Below are 17,715 nucleotides of genomic sequence, written 5' to 3'. Positions count from 1 at the left end.
AAGCCGTCTAGCCACAACCTAGAATAACCTCTACCAGGTTTCTTTTTTCCTCTGCAGCACTTGCTGACTAACCTCCAGGCCTTGTCTTGCGGCCGCCTTGTACATCGTTAACGCTTCGTCAATCCGACCTGCCTGATGCAATAAGATGGCATAATTATGTTGAGCCATGGCGTCGCCCTGCTCAGCCGCAGCTTGGAACCATCTCATCGCTTCCGTAAGGTCACCCTTCTGGGCAAGTAAGTTGGCAAGATTATATTGTGAGTCAATGTCTCCCTTGTTGGCGGCAACCGTATACCATTCAATCGCTTCATCGAACCGCTGTTCTTCTTCCAACAGGGCAGCCATCTGGAATTGTGCGTTGATTAGACCTTGTCTTGCCGCCATCTCGCACCACTTCTTGGCCTCATTCCTCTGTCCTTCCGCAATCAACAGCAGAGATAGCCGGTACTGGGCCTGATCATGACCTTCCTCGGCCGCCAGCTTGAACAGCTCCAGGGCATATTTCTTTTGTCCTGCTTTGGAATAGATCAGGGCCAGATTAAATGCGGCCTGGATATGTCCTTCTACAACGGCCAGATCGTACCAGTGGACGGCCATCTGGGTGTTGTTCTGATCCTCATAATAGGTTCCAAGGCGATACATCGCTTCCACATCACCTTCGGCTGCCGCGGTCTCACAATCCTCGAATGATTCTGTTCCATCGTTGGTTAGCTCAGAGAGGCTGGAAGAGTCAGATGCCATTGACTCTACGTCATCCTCGCGATAATCATGATCATTGAGATCGGAAGCGTCCAAGCCCATTTGTTCCGCAGCACTGTACCATTTCTCGGCCTTCTTGTGCTTGTTTTGGGTACGATAAATATCGGCAATGGCTAGTCCAGCTTGAGCCCATCCCTGCTTTGCGGCCTTCTTCAACCAATAAATAGCACGCCAATAGTCTTTAAAATTGCGGTATACCTCACCTAGAGCAAATTGAGCCTCGGCCTCGCCGCGTTTAGCTTGCCGGAGCAGTCTGTCCATGTCCAATTTTTCCTTCGTTTGCAATTCCATCGCTGCCATGTTTCCTTTCTCTAATGACTGAAAGTAAGTACACACTCCATTGTACACTGTTCTTAGGTGAGAAATGAAGTTCGGGAGGGCTTGATGCTTTTCTCCTAATTGCTTGAAAAAGCTTAGTATAAGCGTCACAATATAGACAACATTGCATTCAGATCAGATAAATAGGAGGGATTGTAAGGTGGAAATAGGGATAAGTACTTTTGCAGAGACTTCGCCAGATGTACATACCGGCGAGGTGATGAGCCACGCGCAGAGACTACGCGAGATTGTAGAGGAAATCGTGCTCGCCGATCAGGTAGGGCTTGATGTATATGGAGTAGGGGAGCATCATCGCAAGGATTATGCGGCTTCTTCGCCCACGCTTGTGTTGGCCGCTGCTGCATCACAGACGAAGCGGATTAGGCTAACTAGTGCAGTAACCGTGTTATCCTCAGATGATCCGGTGCGCGTGTTCCAGGATTTCGCGACTTTAGACGGCATTTCCAATGGACGTGCTGAGATTATGGCCGGCCGGGATCTTTCATCGAGTCTTTTCCGCTCTTTGGATATGATTTGGATGATTATGACGAACTGTTCGATGAGAAGCTGGAGCTATTGCTGAAGCTCCGCGAATCTGAATTTATAACTTGGGAGGGCAAGCATCGCCCGGCGATTCACAATTTAGGCGTGTATCCGCGTCCGGTACAAGATCCACTGCCAGTATGGATCGGTAGCGGTGGAAATCCAGAGTCTGTCGTTCGTGCTGGTCTCCTAGGTCTGCCATTAGTGCTGGCAATTATCGGAGGACGTCCAGTACAGTTTGCGCCGCTGGTGCAGCTGTATAAGAAGGCGGCAGCCCAAGCGGGCCACGACGTATCGAAGCTGCCGGTGGCTTCGCATTCACATGGCTTTATCGCCGACAATCTGGATGATGCGGTGGAGAAGTTCTTCCTGCCTACTCAGGCAAGCATGAATGTCATCGGTAGGGAACGCGGCTGGGGACATTATACTCGGGCTAGCTATGATGCGGCTCGGAGTCCGGAGGGGGCACTTTATGTCGGTGATCCCGATACGGTAGCTCGTAAGATCATTCATCTGCGCAAGAAAGTGGGCATCACACGCTTCATGCTTCACTGTCCGCTCGGCACAATGCCGCATGCAGACGTGATGCGCGCAATTGAGCTGCTGGGCACGGAAGTAGCGCCACGGGTGCGAGATGAAATTTCGCGTTGGGAAGCAGCCGGCGAGCCGGAGGAATAAGAGCTGGTGGTGTGCTGCTTAGCACTGGATAGAAAAAGCCCTGTGGTTACAGGGCTGTTCGAATCACTTTTTTATAATAGAGGACCGATAGGATACCGAAGATGGAGTAGAGCGCAGTGTACAGCAGCATAACCAGGAACATTGGCGTCCACAACTCGGTTCCGAAGAAGAACCAGCCGGATTTGATGGCAAAGTAGCTGTGCGACAGGCCGATGATGAGCGGAATGCCGAAGTTGAACAGCTGCTTGATCTGTACTCCGCTTAATAGATCCCCTTGGGTGAAGCCGAGCTTACGCAGAATTGTGAAGCTCGGCTTCTCTTCTTCGCCTTCATCCATCTGCTTGAAGTAAAGAATGCAGCCAGAGGTAACGAGGAAGGTCAGGCCCAGGAAACCAACGATGAACATCATCAGTCCCATCGTCTGTTTCTGCCCATTGGCGGAATCAAGCTGGGATTCGTTATGGTACGGACCATCCCCAGTCGGCAAGGTTTGGAATACCTCGTTCGCCGATTCCAGTTGATCACGGTCCACAATATCAATGCCGATGTAGGTTGGATACCTGATCTGGAGCTCCGGATCAAGGTCCTGCTTCAATTGTGAGAAGGTGGAATCTGAGACGATCGCAACCGGTCCCCTCCCTCGCGAGAACTGCCAGGAGACGACTGTGTTCTTCTTCAGGCCAATCAACTCCTTGGATATGGTCTGATGCAACCCATGGAACTTGACGGGTCCGGACCCTTTAAAGGAGAACATTGATTTGAGCATATCGTTGAATCCAGCCAGCATCATCTCATCTTCGGCAAGCTGGACGTTCCCCACATCTTTGGCGCTAACAACAGCAATGTCCAGATGCTGAATATTCATCATTATGTTATCCATCGGGATGTCCATAATCTGGCTCAGATCTACGATTGTATTGATGACATTGATGCGTGTCTCTTTGTAATCAATGCCCTTACTGGACAAACTCTGCTTGAACTGCTCCGAATCCTGTACGTTAATGATGGAAAAATCGGCGGGAGAGTCATTCTTCGCTGTTTTCTCTGCGGAATAGTAAGAGATGTAGGAGAGGGACAGCAGACCGATTGCCAGAGCCGACACCGTTGTGATGACGGTAAGCAGAATTGCGTTTGATTTCATACGGAACATGATTGAGGAGAGAGACAACACCTCGCGAATGTTCAGATATCCGCCCTTTTGCCTGCGAATCAGATAGAAAACAAAGCGGACCGAACCTCGATAAAACAAGTAGGTACCGAGGATGACCGAGCCCAAAATCATAATCATAGCGAGCATAAGCTGATTGACACTGGTGAAGTGCCCTGAGAATAATCTGGACGAGATATAGTATCCAGTGAGAATCAGAGCGATGCCGAACAGGCCGACTACCATCTCATTTAGCGTAACACGCTTAACCTTCTCCTCTGTGGAGGATTGCACTCTGAACAGAGACAGGATGCTCTGCCGCTTTATATATAAATAGTTCATCAGCAGTATGAGTAAGAAGATGACCAGAAATACGATTACCGTCTGAACGAACGCATTCGTAGAGAACTGCAGTGTCGCAGAAATCTTAACATTCGTAATTTTGAACAATACCATCGCGACGAGCCTGGAGAAGGAGAACCCGATCAAGATACCGATCGCCAGGGAACCGCAATAGAGAATGGAGTTTTCGGCCGATAGAATGCGGAAGATCTTCTGCTTGGTCAAGCCGGTCAATTGGTACAGCCCGATTTCCTTACTGCGCCTCTTGATGAACAATTGATTGGCATAGAGCAGGAAGATAGTCACGATGGAAATCAGCAGCACCGAACCTGCCTTAATGGCCGCGGCCCCCTTGATGCTACTCTGGATCTCCTCGAGCGCCGGATCGAACTGTATTGTGACGAAGGCGAAATAGAGCGCCACGCTGAAGACGAGAGCAAAGACGTATAAATAATAGTTCTTGATGTTCTTCCGGAAGTTGCGGGCAATGATGTAATTAATACTCAGCTTGTTCATCCTGTACCCCTCCCAGAACGCCTTGGGTCTTCATGATATCCTTGAAGAAGGCTTGTCTCGACTCGTTCCCGCGATGAAGCTGGGTGTAGATCAGCCCATCCTTGATGAAGATCACTCTGCTGCAATAACTTGCGGCGACTGGATCATGAGTGACCATCAGAATGGTGGCTTGGCGCTGGTGATTCAACTGACTTAGCTTATTCAATAGATCGGAGGCCGATTTGGAATCGAGTGCCCCTGTCGGCTCATCTGCAAAGATAACGCTCGGTTCATGAATGAATGCCCGAGCAGCCGACGTCCGCTGCTTCTGCCCCCCGGAGATTTCATTAGGGTACTTGTCCTTGATCTCGTAGATCCCCAGTTCATTCGCAAGAGTCTGGAACTTCTGGTCGGCTGCTTTTTTTGAGACCCCTGTAATCGATAGCGGTAGCAGGATGTTCTCTTTTACAGTTAAAGTATCCAGCAGATTGTAATCCTGAAAAATAAAGCCGAGATGCTGCTTGCGAAACTCCGCTAATTGCTTCTCTCGAAGTGTGGTCATCTCCTGGCTATTGATGATGACGCTACCTTGACTGACCTTGTCGATCGAGGACAGCACATTCAGCAAGGTCGTCTTGCCTGAGCCAGAGGCACCCATAATACTGACAAATTCCCCTTGCCCAATCGCCATATCAATTCCCTTTAACACTTCTTGTCTATTGAATTTATTGCCATAGCTTTTATGAATTTTAGTAGCTTCGAGAATATTCATTACCCACACTCCTTCACTTGGTAGCTCCATTATAAGGTGAGGTGTCCGTACCGATCCTTCGATTCGCCGAACAAAAGATAGAGGCATGTGACATTGTTGTCACATGCCCCTAATCTGCACGAACTCATTCTTGGACGGAAAGATCAGCTTCATACTGGTGCCTTCACCCAGCTGTGAATTGGCTTCAATCCGAATATGCAGCGGCTTAGCCGCTCTTCGAGCTAAATAGAGGCCCATGCCTGTTGCTTTTGGATCATTGTGCACTAGGGTTGAAGTGAAGCCCTTATCGAATATGCGTGGCAGATCCTTGGGATCGATGCCCCGTCCATCATCCCTGATCTCGAGCAGCGGGTGCTTCGATTGAAGGTAGCTTGTAACGGTGATATCTGAATCCTCACTATATTTCACGGAATTGGTAAGGAGCTGTCTGACAATGAAGGCGAGCCATTTGGCATCGCATAGTACTTCGCTTATCTTAAGATCTAGTTCGAAGCCGATTCCACGGCGCATACACCATGGCCGAAGTGTGCGAATTTCTTGGGACAGCAGAGACTTTAGCTCCACTTGTTCAATGAACAGGTCATTTTCCATAAAAGGAATACGCTTCTGATGCAGCTGGCGATCAAGCAGGAGGTGGATACGCAGCCACTCATAAGTAAGTTGCTCCCGGGCGGTCTGATCATCCAGACGCTCAATCATGAGCTGCATCGCGGTCAGAGGTGTTTTCACATCATGAATCCAGGCTAGCAGTTCATCCTTCTCGGCCTCCAACATGCTGCGATTCAAGGTGGCCTCCTCCCTAAGCCGCTCCGTCTGGTCATAGAGATGGGTTTGTACAATCTGCTCGAACGGGCTGCTACCTGGCGATAATTCAGTCAAATCGAGATGAGGATCCCACTCCTCCAATCTCCTGTAGAAGCGGGTCTCACTAGAGTAGCGGATGGCCAGGAAAACGACGAAGATGATTGCTGATATGAAGGTGACATAGAGTAGGGGGCCAACAGGGATATCCGGATCCAAAAAAGCCATGGATAAGGTTAGGATCTGCAGGCAGAGAAACAAGATAATCCAGCTGAGGCGCTCTAATAGGAATTTTCTGATCATTTACAGGGCCCCTTCTTCAATCGCGATATATCCTTGTCCGACTTTGGTCTCGATCATTCTGCCTAAATCGATCGTCTCCAGCTTCTTGCGCAGGCGATTTACATTCACGGTAAGGGTGTTGTCACTGATGAAGCGCTCATCATTCCATAGATTTCGGATCAACTCTTCCCGGGTTATAATCTTGTTCTTCTGTTCCAACATTTGCTTGAGAATGAAGATCTCGTTCTTGGTTAACTCGATGCATCCTCGCTCATTGATTACGGTATTCTTCTCGTAATCTACAGTTGCCCCGCACCAGGTTTTTAGGGAGACCGCATCTGTGTTATAGTCGTATGCGCGTCGTAGCGTCGCTTGGATCTTTGCGATCAGGACATTGAAATGAAACGGCTTCTGCACGAAGTCGTCGGCGCCGAGCTGCATAGACATCACCATATCGGTTGGATGGTCGCGTGAGGACAGGAAGATAATCGGCACATTCGAATGCGCACGGATCATCCGGCACCAATGAAAGCCGTCGAATTTGGGCAATTGGATATCGATAATGACTAGATCAGGCTTCACAGCTGTGAAGTCCTGCATGATATTGCTGAAATCACTGGCGCCATGAATCTCATAGGCCCATTGTGATAGTCTACTTTTTATTTCATTGAAGAGACTCGCATCATCTTCTATCAACATGATCTTGAACAAGAAGGCCACCACCAAGCGTTATAATATGATATGTATTTGTCGATTATTATAGCAGAATCATGGACTAGAGTAGGAACGAGCAGCTAGACAATTTAGTTGTGCAGACTGTTTTCGTATTTGTGGATTGTCAACCTAGGGGACTGGTGCTATCGTTATAGCTGTAATGCCATGCATGGGCAGGAATAGAGGACTTTTACTATTACGGAGGTGGAATATGAAGGCGCTATTTATCGGAGGAACAGGTACAATCAGTTCGGAGATTACTAGACAGTTATTGGACAAGGATTGTGAGCTCTATCTGTTGAACAGGGGAACCCGTAACAATTCTATGCCAACTGGAGCAAAGATCATCCAGGCCGATATTAACGATGAGGTCAAGGTTGCGGAACTGATTCAAGATATGCAATTTGACGTAGTGGCTGAGTTTATCGCCTTTCATCCTGAGCACGTTGAGCGGGATTATCGTCTGTTTAAAGATAAAACCAAGCAGTATATGTTCATCAGCTCGGCTTCTGCTTATCAGACTCCGTTATCGGATTATAGAATTACGGAAGGAACTCCGCTATCCAATCCATACTGGGAGTATTCCCGGAATAAGATAGCTTGCGAGGAATATCTAATGAAGCAGTACCGGGACCATGGCTTCCCGATTACACTTGTAAGGCCGAGCCATACGTATGATGAGCGTTCGATCCCGCTTGGTGTCCATGGAAGCAAGGGAAGCTGGCAAGTGGCGAAGCGGATGCTGGAGAATAAACCGGTCATTATTCATGGGGACGGTACCTCTTTGTGGACCATGACGCATAACAGCGATTTTGCTAAAGGCTTCATCGGATTGATGGGTAATATTCATGCGATTGGGGAAGCCGTTCATATTACTTCAGATGAGACAGTAACCTGGAATCAGATCTATGAGATCATCGCTGATGCGCTTGGGGTCAAGCTGAATGCGGTGCATGTATCGTCGGAATTCCTTGATGCCTGCAGTGATGAGGATTTCCGTGGGGGTCTGTTAGGGGATAAGGCCAATTCCGTGGTCTTCGATAACTCTAAGCTGAAGCGGCTCGTTCCGGAATTTGTGGCAACTACGCGGTTGGATCAGGGGATCAAGCGGACCGTAGAGCATATTCTGGCACATTCGGAATATCAAGTTGAGGATCCGGAGTTCGACGTATGGTGCGATAAAGTCATTCAAGCTCTGGAGTCTGCTGTTAAGATGCTTAATGAAGCTCGTTAAGGTTGAACAAATATAAGCCTACATAGAGCTTAAAAAAGAAAAATGGCCAATCCCGAGGGGATGGCCATTTTTTTATTGTTCCACTTGGTGATTAGAAGAATTGAACGAGCTTATCTCGAACCGCTTCATTGGTCCCATCGACGATGGTTTGATGCTGTGACTTGGAGAAAAGTGCCCCGATTTGTTCAGGATACGTCTGCTTAATCTCGCATAGAGCAATAGCTTCGTTGAACTTGGCAGGATGGGCGGTGGACAGTGTAACTGTCACTTCACCTGTCGATGTAAGCTCGTCAGAAGCTGCTACTCCGCATGCTGTATGCGGATCGAGCAGATAGTCGTAGTCATCGTAATATTTGCCAATGACTACGAGACATTCGTCGTTTTGTACAGCGTGTGCAGCGAACTCAGCATTAACTGCAGCTTTTTTGTCCTCGGGGATAACAATTTTACCCTCTGCTTTGAGCAGGTCCATCAATGAAGCTACCTCTGCTGCGTTCTCACCGTACAGATAGAACAGGTAACGTTCGAAGTTGCTGGCGACCTGGATATCCATGGATGGGCTATAAGTACCGCGGAAATCACCTGGTTGGTAGACTCCCTCGTTCACAAAACGCTCCAGAATATTATTCTCATTCGTAGCGAGGATGAGTTTATGAATTGGCAAGCCCATGCGCTGAGCCAAATAGCCGGCGAAGATGTCGCCGAAATTACCTGTCGGTACACTGAAATTCAGCTTGCCCGTAATGCCTTGCTGTGCGAGCTGCAGATAGGCATAGAAATAATAAACGGTCTGCGCGAGTATACGAGCGATGTTGATGGAATTGATCGCGCGCAGATGGTAGTGGTGTTTGAAGTCAACGTCTGCGAACAGTTCCTTGATGATCCGCTGGCAATCGTCGAAGGTTCCTTTTACGGCCAGATTGAGTACATTCTCGTTATCAACCGTAGTCATTTGAAGCTCTTGTACCTTACTTACCTTCTGATGCGGGTGCAGAATACAGATGCGGATCCCTTCTTTGCCGCGAACACCCTCAATAGCTGAGGCTCCCGTATCCCCTGAAGTTGCGCCGAGTATATGAATGACCGAGCCGGTCTTACGGGATATATAAGAGTACAGATTGCCTAAAAACTGCAGAGCAACGTCCTTGAAGGCAAAGGTTGGGCCATGGAACAGCTCCATAATATGAAGGTCGTCACGGATCTTACGGACTGGCGTTACATCAGGGTGACGGAACGTCCCGTAGCTGTCTTGGACAAGCTTCTCTAGATCAGAGCGTGGTATTTCGTCATTCACGAAGAGCGAGAATACTTCGGTAGCAAGTTCCGCATAACTAAGAGACTGCCAGCTCTTTAGCGTCTCGGCAGACACTTGCGGAATGTGTTCAGGTACAAGCAAGCCGCCGTCGTCAGCCAGACCCATCAGGATGGCATCGATGAAGCCGATTCCAGCGACTTGGCCTCTCGTGCTTTTATAGTACATAGAATGGTTTCCCCCGCTTGATAGTTTTTCATTATTGTATCAGAAAATTACCTTTTGTTAAGGGAAAAGTTCAGAAGGGAAATGGATATATAGTATTCCGAAAAACCGACGGCCCCGATTTCGTCGGTTTATATCGTATTTGGGGAGATGCTGTAACTTTCTTAAAGGTAAATTAACCCTTATATAGAATTAATAAACGAATATAATAAATTTACGATGATTATAGGGGGACGCCGTGAAGTCCGATTACTATGTAACTCCGATTCGAGCAAGCCACCGTACCTGCCAAGATATGGCAAATGGTTACGGGGAATATTGATAACGATCATTCTTATTGCAGCCATATTGGCTGGTTTGCTGCAGATTCGCTCTCCGCAGCCAGTCGGTATGGATGCACCGCCAGAAGATTTCTCATCCGCACGGGCGATGGAGAAGGTAAAGATAATCGCTAGAGAACCGCATCCGTCGGGTTCTTCGGCTCATGATGAGGTACGCGATTATATTATTGCCGAGCTTGAACATCTCGGATTGCATCCGGAGATTCAGCAAACTGAAGTTATGCCAGGAATGTCCAAACGATATTCGGGTAGGCTCGACAATATTGTCGTCCGCATTCCCGGGACGGAACCGAGCAAGCCGCTTATGTTGGCGGCCCATTATGACTCCGTTGCATCAGGACCGGGAGCGGCTGATGATGCTTCAGGCATTGCTGCTATGCTGGAGACGGTAAGGGCGCTGCAGGCATCGGGCCCGCTGAAGAACGATCTGATTCTGTTGATGACTGACGGTGAGGAACAGGGGTTACTCGGAGCCAAAACGTTAGTGAACGAACAGCCATGGACTCGTGAAGTGGGCTTGGTGTTAAATTATGAAGCACGCGGCAACAAGGGACCTTCATTTATGTTTGAGACTAGCAATCAGAACGGTTGGATTATTCAAGAGTTTATTAAGGCCGCTCCGCATCCGGTAGCCTATTCGCTCATTTACAACCTATATAAATTGATGCCCAATGATACGGATTTAACGATGTTTAAAAACGCAGGGATACCTGGCCTCAACTTTGCTTTTGGGATTGGCTTGAATGCCTATCATACTGAACTGGACACACCGGCTAATCTTGATCCGTCCAGCTTACAGCACCAAGGCGATTATATGTTGAGTCTAGCCCGTCACTTCGGCAATCTAGATCTGGGCCAGATCAACCAGCAGGATCGGGTCTATTTCAACGCTATTGGCTGGAGCATGATCAGTTATCCGCAGTCTTGGATACCATGGTTCACTATCCTTGCCGTATTGCTGTTTATTGTGACTGTGTGGCACGGAATATATGCAAGAAGATTCCGCTGGAAGGGGTTGTTTGGTGGACTGTTCGTGAGTCTGCTTGCCTTGGTCGCTATTTATGTTGCTAACACCTTGCTATGGGGATACTCCGCTCCAGGATATCTGAAGAACGATACCGACAGATTCTTGAGGATCCTCAGGTGAGTGTATATTATTTGGCAGGGTCGCTGTTGGTTACGTTACTGCTGGCTATATTAATTGTTAGATTAGGATCTCGATATATCCGGTCAGAAAATATATGGTTTGGTGTATTGACGCTTTGGCTCTTGCTGTGTATCGGAACGAGTGTCTCTCTGCCCGGCGGCAGCTATGTGTTTACCTGGTCGCTTATCTTCAGCCTTATTGGCCTGAATTTATTCTTGTTCATGGAGGAAGAAGCGAGGGGCTGGCTGTCTACTCTATTCGCTGTACCCGGCTTCGTGCTGCTGGCGCCGATCTGCTATCTTGTCTACTATCTGATGACATTGGGGATGGCGGGTGCACTTATGGTGATTGCAACTCTGGCATTTTCTTTAATTTTCCCCTTGTTCTGCAGACCTTGTCTGAATCGGAAGCGAGATATGTTCGGCTAGGTACAAAGGGTAGAATTCTATACGTTATACGGTTCATGCGGAGTTCCAAGGTATAAGAAGTACCGAGATACATCATGCTAATGGGGAACAGAAGCATTTCAGAAGGGAGAGTATCTCATTCATGAAACGTTACGATTCCAGTCTGCAAGCAGACAGCACTGTAGCTCGCGCGCAAAATTCTGTTAACAAGCTGCACTATGCCGTATCTCAGGCACTGAGCCACCCGAATGAACAGACCGTAGAGCAGGCTCAAAACAGCCTCGAGCACGCCGAACATTCTGTTCGGCAGGTGAACCGTTCATTAGGGCCCCAGGGGGTTGAATTGGCTGAAGAGATGCTGGCCGATGAGAAAAGTAGACTTGCTAAGCTGAATCAGCAATAGAGACTGTCAGAACGCTAATCGTTTTCTGTTCAACCTGTAGGGCCCTATGAGCTCTGCAGGTTTTTTGTAGTTCACAGAGCTTTCACTTTTCAAAAAGGAAATAGAGGTATTGTATACCAAAAAAGTTTGTGATAGAATTCACTCATATAGTGAAATATTTAACTTAATTTAAAAAAGTATATCTTAGGGGGCTTTCATGAAAATGAGGAAAATGATGTATGCGTTGTTAGTATCTATGGTTGCTATCTCCATGCTGGCTGGCTGCGGTTCTAAGAACTCAAATTCAGCTAATTCTAACCAACCTGCTAAAGAACCAACCAACAATGCTTCCACGAATAATGGAGCGGCGAATAACGCAGATACTGCAGCTTCAGGGCAAATTGCCAAAATCGGCCTTGGCCATATTACATCTATTGGTAGCTCGAAGGACATGGAAGGCGATACGCTGGCTACAGCACAAGTGGACACAACGATTGTTGCAGCCGCATTTGATAAAGATGGTAAAGTAGTAAAGATTGATATCGATAATGCACAATCAAAAATTGAATACGATAAAGATTTGCAAGTGACTTCTGATCTGAATGCCGACAATAAGACCAAGGTAGAGCTTGGCGAAGGTTATGGAATGAAAAAAGCATCATCCATCGGTAAAGAGTGGTATGAGCAAGCGAAAGCGCTTGGCGATTGGATGGTTGGTAAGAGCATTGATGAAATCAAGGCTATGAAAACAAAAGCAAAAGATGATCATCACCCGGCTGTTCCGGATGAAGCCGATTTGGCTTCTACGGTAACGATTAATGTATCTGATTTCATTGCAGGCGTAACTGAGGCATACGATCATGCGATTGAGGTGAAGGCCGGTGCTGAGAAATTTGGCCTTGGACATAACATTTCCATTGCTAAGTCAAAAGGGCTGTCCACCAAGGATGGTCAGGAAGTACTTCCATCAGCTGAGGTTAACACGGTAATGGTAGCTACAGCCTTTGATAAAGACGGTAAAGTTGCAGGTACGATTATCGATAACGCACAGACGAAAGTGAACTTTGACAAGAACGGTAAAGTGACATCCGATAAGAATGCTGAGATCAAGACGAAGGTTGAGCTTGGCGATGAATACGGCATGAAGAAGGCTTCCTCGATCGGCAAGGACTGGTATGAGCAAGCGGGAGCACTTGGCGATTGGATGGTTGGCAAGTCCGTGGATGAGATCAAAGGGATGAAGACGAAGCAAAAGGACGAAGCTCACCCGGCTGTTCCAGATGAAGCGGATCTGACCTCTTCGGTTACAATCAGTGTTCAAGACTATATCGCAGGTTTGGCTGAATCCTACGATAACGCTAAATAATATGGTTCTTTAATTATCGAACGATACGGACTCCCCCATGTTTATGGGGGAGTTTTGCTTAAACACCGTATTACACGAGAAGAAGGTATTAGGCGAAGCAGTAGAGAGGTGAATTTATGTACAGAGTAGTGAAAGAGAGCAGATGGTGGGTAGGGATTATACTTGCGGTTGTGTTATTGACAGGCTGTACGGCGGCCAAGGCTGATCAGTTGGACGTGGTATATTCTAAATACAGCGATAGTTTCTTTGACGCTTTCGATACGATGACTCAGGTTGTAGCGTATACGGAGAGTGAGGAACAATTCCAACAGTACTTCGAGCAAATCCATGAACGATTTCTGGAGCTGCACCAGTTATATGATATTTACAATAACTATGAAGGTTTGAACAATGTGAAGACGATCAATGATCAAGCCGGAATTGAGCCTGTTAAGGTCAGCAAGGAGATCATCGATTTAATCCAGTTCTCTAAGGAATGGTATGACAAGGTTGGTGAGACCAATATAGCTATGGGATCGGTTCTGGAGCTATGGCATGACTATCGTGAAGCGGGTATTGCCAATCCAGATCAGGCTAAGCTACCGCCGATGGAAGGACTGAAGAAGGCTGCGGAGCATATTGATTTCAGCAAGGTTATTATCGATGAGGCCAATAGCACGGTATATTTGGAAGATGCAAAAATGTCTCTGGATGTCGGCGCTGTAGCCAAGGGCTTCGCGACTGAACTGGTGGCCAAGGAAATGAAGGCGCAAGGAATGAACTCCTTCATGATCAGCGCCGGCGGGAATATCCGTTCTGTAGGGAAACCGCTGGATGGTGTGCGGCAGCGTTGGGGCGTTGGTATCCAGAATCCGAATAAATTCATTGCGATAGAAGAGGATAATCTACTGGATACGGTATTTATCCGCGATGCATCTGTCGTCAGCAGTGGTGATTATCAGCGTTATTACACGGTAGACGGCGTGAAGTACCATCATTTGATCGATCCGAAGACCTTAATGCCGGGTGATTATTATCGAGCGGTGACGGTTATTACCGAGGATTCGGGTTTGGCGGATTTTTTGTCGACGGTTGTCTTTTTACTGCCTTATGAGCAGAGCGCTGCACTTGTGAAGAAGCTGGATGGAGTCGAGGCGCTATGGGTGATGCCTGATGGTACGGTGAGAGCAACGAACGGGATGCAGAAGATGATGAAGAGTCATGGAGCAACCGGAGCAAGAGCGTCATAGATAGAATAAGTGGAAGCTAGGCAGATGATCTGAGGATGTATTGCTATTTTCAAAATTGTAGGGATTTTATGGGACTGGCTCGAGTATTATGGTAATATATAAGCAAATTCATTGATGAGGTGATTAATTCTTGATAGGTCGTAGCGGTAATCCCACTCTAAATGACAAGACTTTTGAAAGAGCCGGTCAGTTTAGCGATTTGGATCGGATGACAATCGGAGGTACAGTGAATAAGGCGTTTATTACGCTCATTATTTTGCTGGCTAGTGCCTTCGGTACATGGATGATGTTCTTCGAAGAGAAGAATGTGGTCCCTTTCGCCATTGGCGGAGCTGTTATCGGGCTAGTCATTGCGTTAATTCTCGCGTTCAAGCCATCTGCTTCTCCTTATTTAGTACCGATTTATGCCCTTTGTGAGGGTTTCTTCCTCGGTGCGATCTCAGCGATCTACGAGAATCTGTACCATGGTATCACTTTGCAGGCAGCCTTGCTGACTATGGGAGTCTTCCTTGCCCTGTTGCTTGCTTACAAGACGAGAATTATTAAGGCGACAGAGAATTTCAAACTCGGTGTATTTGCGGCAACCGGCGGTGTAGCACTGCTCTATCTGCTAAGCATTGTTCTGCGGATGTTTGGTGTACAAATCCCTTATTTGCATGACAGTACGCCTCTCGGTATCGGGATTTCTGTGGTGATTGTAATTATCGCTGCGCTGAATCTCGTTCTCGATTTTGATTTTATCGAGAACGGTGCACAGAACGGGGCTCCTAAGTATATGGAATGGTATGGGGCTTTCGGTCTGATGGTTACGCTTGTCTGGTTGTATCTTGAATTACTTCGTTTAATCGCCAAAATTTGGAGCAGAGATTAGACAAAAAAAGCGATTTAAATTCGACAAAACTAGTCATTTTTCGACATTTTTAGATATTGACTCCAGTTGTCATTGTGGAATATATTAATTTCAACACAGAGGCCGTTGTTCTTCATCTAGAGAACAGGGACCTCTTTTATATTCCACATTTCGGCACACTAACCGAAAGGTTAGGTCGCAAAGCTCTGGAGTCTTCGGGTTCTGATCAGTATTCTGATCAGGCTAATGACAGTCCGGCTGCATTCACGACGTATATCGTTGGTGCAGGCGGATTTTTTTTGTTTTCTTTCCGCTTGTGAAAGGGGGATTATTATCGGAATATGCAAGCAAGGGAGTGGGGATACCCAATTGAGGAGGAGCTATGAGAAGAGGAATTAAACTTATTGTTACTTGGTTGTGCATGATATCGCTCTTATTGGGTATGCCGGCTGATGGCATTGGGTGCTGGCAATGATACAAGCGATCAGGACTTTGCACAATTGGACAAAAGAGCGACGTCTACAGGTAATTATGGAGAGTGGCAGGTTACACTGACAGTCGAAGGAAAGCAGTTGAAGACCCAGACCCCTACGGATATTGTGCTCGTTATCGACAAATCGGGCAGTATGGGGAAGGGAAAGGCACTCGCTTGAAAAGTGCGAAAGAAGCGGCCAAGAGCTTCGCAAATAATCTACTAACGGCTGGATCGGACGTACGTCTGGCGGCTGTTTCATTTGAAAAGACGGCTAAAGAAGAAATTGGTTTCACGGATGTTTCTAAGAAGAAACAATTCATAGATGCAATTGATGGAATCAGTGCATCTGGCGGTACAAATATTCAAGCCGGACTTAAAATGGCCGATGATCTCTTTTCGAAGAATAGTAATGCTCAGAGAAAGAAATATATTGTGCTGTTAAGTGACGGCGAGCCAACGTATAGTTATCAGGGAACGAAGGCAAAGGACTATTCCTGGCCAGGAAACAAATATAACTTTGCGATTACTGATTCTAATACTACTCTAAAGGGAAATGGATCGGATTTTGTTTTACCTAAAGAGGGTTTTATAATTTTAAATTCGTATAACGGGTATAAAATCGGTTCGTATAATGTCACGGATAATGGGCTTCCGACAATTTCACATGCCAAGCTTCTACGCGACAAAGGTATTGGCATTTATACTATTGGATTAGAAGTCGGTAGCAATAACAATGCTGAATACGTATTGCGTAACAGCGCCCAGGAACAAGGCTACTATTCTGCGAATAGTGACGATCTACTGAAGGTGTTTGGCGAGATATCTAGCGATATCAAGTCCACTGTCAGGAGTGCGGTTGTGACAGACCCTATGGGCGATAAGTTTAACCTGAAGCCGAAAGGCATCAATGGCAAGGATTATGAAGTTTCTCAAGGTGAAGTATCTTGGGATGCAACGTCTGAAACATTTAAGTGGACCGTTGGACCACTCACTGAGGGGAAATCTGCTACCCTGACCTACATTGTAGTGATTGATCCTTCCAAAGATCCTGTCATAGATACATTGTACCCAACGAACAAGACGACAACGATCGATTACATGAATGTGAATGATCAGAAAACTTCTAAGAATTTCCCTATACCTCAGGTCAGTATCACTGCGGTGAAAGTGAAGTATCTGGAAGAAGGTACGAACAAACAACTTTCGGAACCTACAGAGGTACCGGGAGTACCGGGTAAGACTTTGACGCTGGTAGCGAAGAGCATTCCGGGTTATACAGCGAAAGAGGCAACTCATGAGTACAAAGTGAAGGACAAGGGTAACGAGGATATCTTCTACTACACCGCCAACGAGCAAAAGGTGACGGTGAAGTACCTGGAGAAGGGAACGAAGAAAGAGTTATCTCCGTCAACTTCAGTTTCAGGGAAAACCGGAGAACCGGTGAAGGTAACAGCCGCAGAAGTAGCGGGATATACACCAGAGAAGTCGGAAGACATTTATGTGTTGAAGGCCGAAGGAAATGAGTATATCTTCTACTACACCGCGAAAGAGCAAACGGTAACGGTGAAGTACCTGGAGGAGGGAACGGATAAGGAGTTATCCCCGTCCACTTCAGTTCCAGGGAAGACCGGAGAAACGGTGAAGGTAACAGCCGCAGAAGTAGCGGGATATACACCGGAGAAGTCGGAAGACACTTATGTGTTGAAGGCCGAAGGAAATGAGTATATCTTCTACTACACGGCGAAAGAGCAAGCGGTAACGGTGAAGTACCTGGAGGAGGGAACGGATAAGGAGTTATCCCCGTCAACTTCAGTTCCAGGGAAGACCGGAGAAACGGTGAAGGTAACAGCCGCAGAAGTAGCGGGATATACACCGGAGAAGTCGGAAGACACTTATGTGTTGAAGGCCGAAGGAAATGAGTATATCTTCTACTACACGGCGAAGAGCAAGCGGTAA

At 47.1% G+C, this 17,715-nt stretch carries 15 protein-coding genes, 1 pseudogene and 1 riboswitch; of the genes and pseudogenes, 10 read left to right on the top strand and 6 right to left on the bottom strand.

Annotated elements, in window-relative coordinates:
• Positions 1–30 precede the first annotated feature (30 nt).
• Positions 31–1,020 (bottom strand): tetratricopeptide repeat protein, encoded by a 990-nt coding sequence (locus tag RE628_RS27740; protein ID WP_309156563.1) that lies wholly within the window; start codon positions 1,018–1,020, stop codon positions 31–33.
• Between the two features lie 217 nt (positions 1,021–1,237).
• Between RE628_RS27740 and RE628_RS27735 the strand changes: the two are divergent.
• Positions 1,238–2,298 (top strand): annotated as a pseudogene (locus tag RE628_RS27735) (LLM class flavin-dependent oxidoreductase).
• A 46-nt stretch (positions 2,299–2,344) separates the two neighbouring features.
• Here RE628_RS27735 and RE628_RS27730 read toward each other — a convergent pair.
• The 4 genes from RE628_RS27730 to RE628_RS27715 form a co-directional block, all read right to left on the bottom strand.
• Positions 2,345–4,294 (bottom strand): FtsX-like permease family protein, encoded by a 1,950-nt coding sequence (locus RE628_RS27730; RefSeq protein ID WP_309159595.1) that lies wholly within the window; start codon positions 4,292–4,294, stop codon positions 2,345–2,347.
• Positions 4,284–5,054, bottom strand: a complete 771-nt coding sequence (locus tag RE628_RS27725) for an ABC transporter ATP-binding protein (protein WP_309156562.1) — start codon at positions 5,052–5,054, stop codon at positions 4,284–4,286. The genes RE628_RS27730 and RE628_RS27725 overlap by 11 nt, the downstream gene beginning before the upstream one ends.
• A 99-nt stretch (positions 5,055–5,153) precedes the next feature.
• Positions 5,154–6,158, bottom strand: coding sequence for a sensor histidine kinase (locus tag RE628_RS27720; RefSeq protein ID WP_309156561.1), 1,005 nt, complete (start codon positions 6,156–6,158; stop codon positions 5,154–5,156).
• Entirely contained in the window at positions 6,159–6,848 is a 690-nt protein-coding gene (locus RE628_RS27715; protein ID WP_309156560.1) for a response regulator transcription factor, read from the bottom strand.
• 214 nt (positions 6,849–7,062) lie between these two features.
• On the opposite strand from RE628_RS27715, the gene RE628_RS27710 reads away from it, so the two are divergent.
• Positions 7,063–8,085: an SDR family oxidoreductase gene (locus RE628_RS27710; protein ID WP_309156559.1), complete on the top strand. Its 1,023-nt coding sequence runs from the start codon at positions 7,063–7,065 to the stop codon at positions 8,083–8,085.
• Between the two features lie 91 nt (positions 8,086–8,176).
• Here the strand turns inward: RE628_RS27710 and thrC are convergent, their stop codons facing one another.
• Complete coding sequence (gene thrC, locus RE628_RS27705; protein ID WP_309156558.1) at positions 8,177–9,565, bottom strand: threonine synthase; 1,389 nt, start codon at positions 9,563–9,565, stop codon at positions 8,177–8,179.
• A 315-nt stretch (positions 9,566–9,880) separates the two neighbouring features.
• On the opposite strand from thrC, the gene RE628_RS27700 reads away from it, so the two are divergent.
• The 8 genes from RE628_RS27700 to RE628_RS27665 all read left to right on the top strand — a co-directional run bounded on the left by RE628_RS27700 (position 9,881) and on the right by RE628_RS27665 (position 17,715).
• Positions 9,881–11,050 carry a M20/M25/M40 family metallo-hydrolase gene (locus RE628_RS27700; RefSeq protein WP_309156557.1) on the top strand — a complete coding sequence of 390 codons (1,170 nt, stop codon included), beginning with the start codon at positions 9,881–9,883 and terminating at the stop codon, positions 11,048–11,050.
• A gap of 11 nt (positions 11,051–11,061) precedes the next feature.
• On the top strand, positions 11,062–11,478 hold the full coding sequence (locus RE628_RS27695) for a hypothetical protein (protein WP_309156556.1): 417 nt from the start codon (positions 11,062–11,064) through the stop codon (positions 11,476–11,478).
• A 121-nt stretch (positions 11,479–11,599) separates the two neighbouring features.
• Complete coding sequence (locus RE628_RS27690) at positions 11,600–11,860, top strand: hypothetical protein (RefSeq protein WP_309156555.1); 261 nt, start codon at positions 11,600–11,602, stop codon at positions 11,858–11,860.
• Between the two features lie 196 nt (positions 11,861–12,056).
• Complete coding sequence (locus RE628_RS27685) at positions 12,057–13,205, top strand: hypothetical protein (RefSeq protein ID WP_309156554.1); 1,149 nt, start codon at positions 12,057–12,059, stop codon at positions 13,203–13,205.
• Positions 13,206–13,321: 116 nt separating this feature from the next.
• Positions 13,322–14,434 (top strand): FAD:protein FMN transferase, encoded by a 1,113-nt coding sequence (locus RE628_RS27680; RefSeq protein ID WP_309156553.1) that lies wholly within the window; start codon positions 13,322–13,324, stop codon positions 14,432–14,434.
• A 130-nt stretch (positions 14,435–14,564) separates the two neighbouring features.
• Complete coding sequence (locus RE628_RS27675; protein ID WP_309156552.1) at positions 14,565–15,305, top strand: Bax inhibitor-1/YccA family protein; 741 nt, start codon at positions 14,565–14,567, stop codon at positions 15,303–15,305.
• A 142-nt stretch (positions 15,306–15,447) separates the two neighbouring features.
• Positions 15,448–15,550: riboswitch (cyclic di-GMP riboswitch) on the top strand.
• A 186-nt stretch (positions 15,551–15,736) separates the two neighbouring features.
• Positions 15,737–15,937: a hypothetical protein gene (locus RE628_RS27670; RefSeq protein ID WP_309156551.1), complete on the top strand. Its 201-nt coding sequence runs from the start codon at positions 15,737–15,739 to the stop codon at positions 15,935–15,937.
• Entirely contained in the window at positions 15,934–17,715 is a 1,782-nt protein-coding gene (locus RE628_RS27665) for a MucBP domain-containing protein (RefSeq protein ID WP_309156550.1), read from the top strand. Before RE628_RS27670 ends, RE628_RS27665 begins: the two co-directional genes overlap by 4 nt.

Origin of the sequence: Paenibacillus sp. D2_2 (assembly GCF_031199965.1) — a bacterium.
Classification (GTDB): domain Bacteria; phylum Bacillota; class Bacilli; order Paenibacillales; family Paenibacillaceae; genus Fontibacillus.
Note: the sequence above shows the minus strand (reverse complement) of the source record. Positions and strands in the feature narration are given on the sequence as shown.

Bases quoted from the DNA above. Each gene is read 5' to 3' on its own strand.
- RE628_RS27720 (WP_309156561.1), bottom strand. From the start codon at position 6,158: ATGATCAGAAAATTCCTATTAGAGCGCCTCAGCTGGATTATCTTGTTT.
- RE628_RS27690 (WP_309156555.1), top strand. From the start codon at position 11,600: ATGAAACGTTACGATTCCAGTCTGCAAGCAGACAGCACTGTAGCTCGC.
- RE628_RS27670 (WP_309156551.1), top strand. From the start codon at position 15,737: ATGGCATTGGGTGCTGGCAATGATACAAGCGATCAGGACTTTGCACAA.
- RE628_RS27685 (WP_309156554.1), top strand. From the start codon at position 12,057: ATGAAAATGAGGAAAATGATGTATGCGTTGTTAGTATCTATGGTTGCT.
- RE628_RS27710 (WP_309156559.1), top strand. From the start codon at position 7,063: ATGAAGGCGCTATTTATCGGAGGAACAGGTACAATCAGTTCGGAGATT.
- RE628_RS27725 (WP_309156562.1), bottom strand. From the start codon at position 5,054: ATGAATATTCTCGAAGCTACTAAAATTCATAAAAGCTATGGCAATAAA.
- RE628_RS27680 (WP_309156553.1), top strand. From the start codon at position 13,322: ATGTACAGAGTAGTGAAAGAGAGCAGATGGTGGGTAGGGATTATACTT.
- thrC (WP_309156558.1), bottom strand. From the start codon at position 9,565: ATGTACTATAAAAGCACGAGAGGCCAAGTCGCTGGAATCGGCTTCATC.
- RE628_RS27740 (WP_309156563.1), bottom strand. From the start codon at position 1,020: ATGGACAGACTGCTCCGGCAAGCTAAACGCGGCGAGGCCGAGGCTCAA.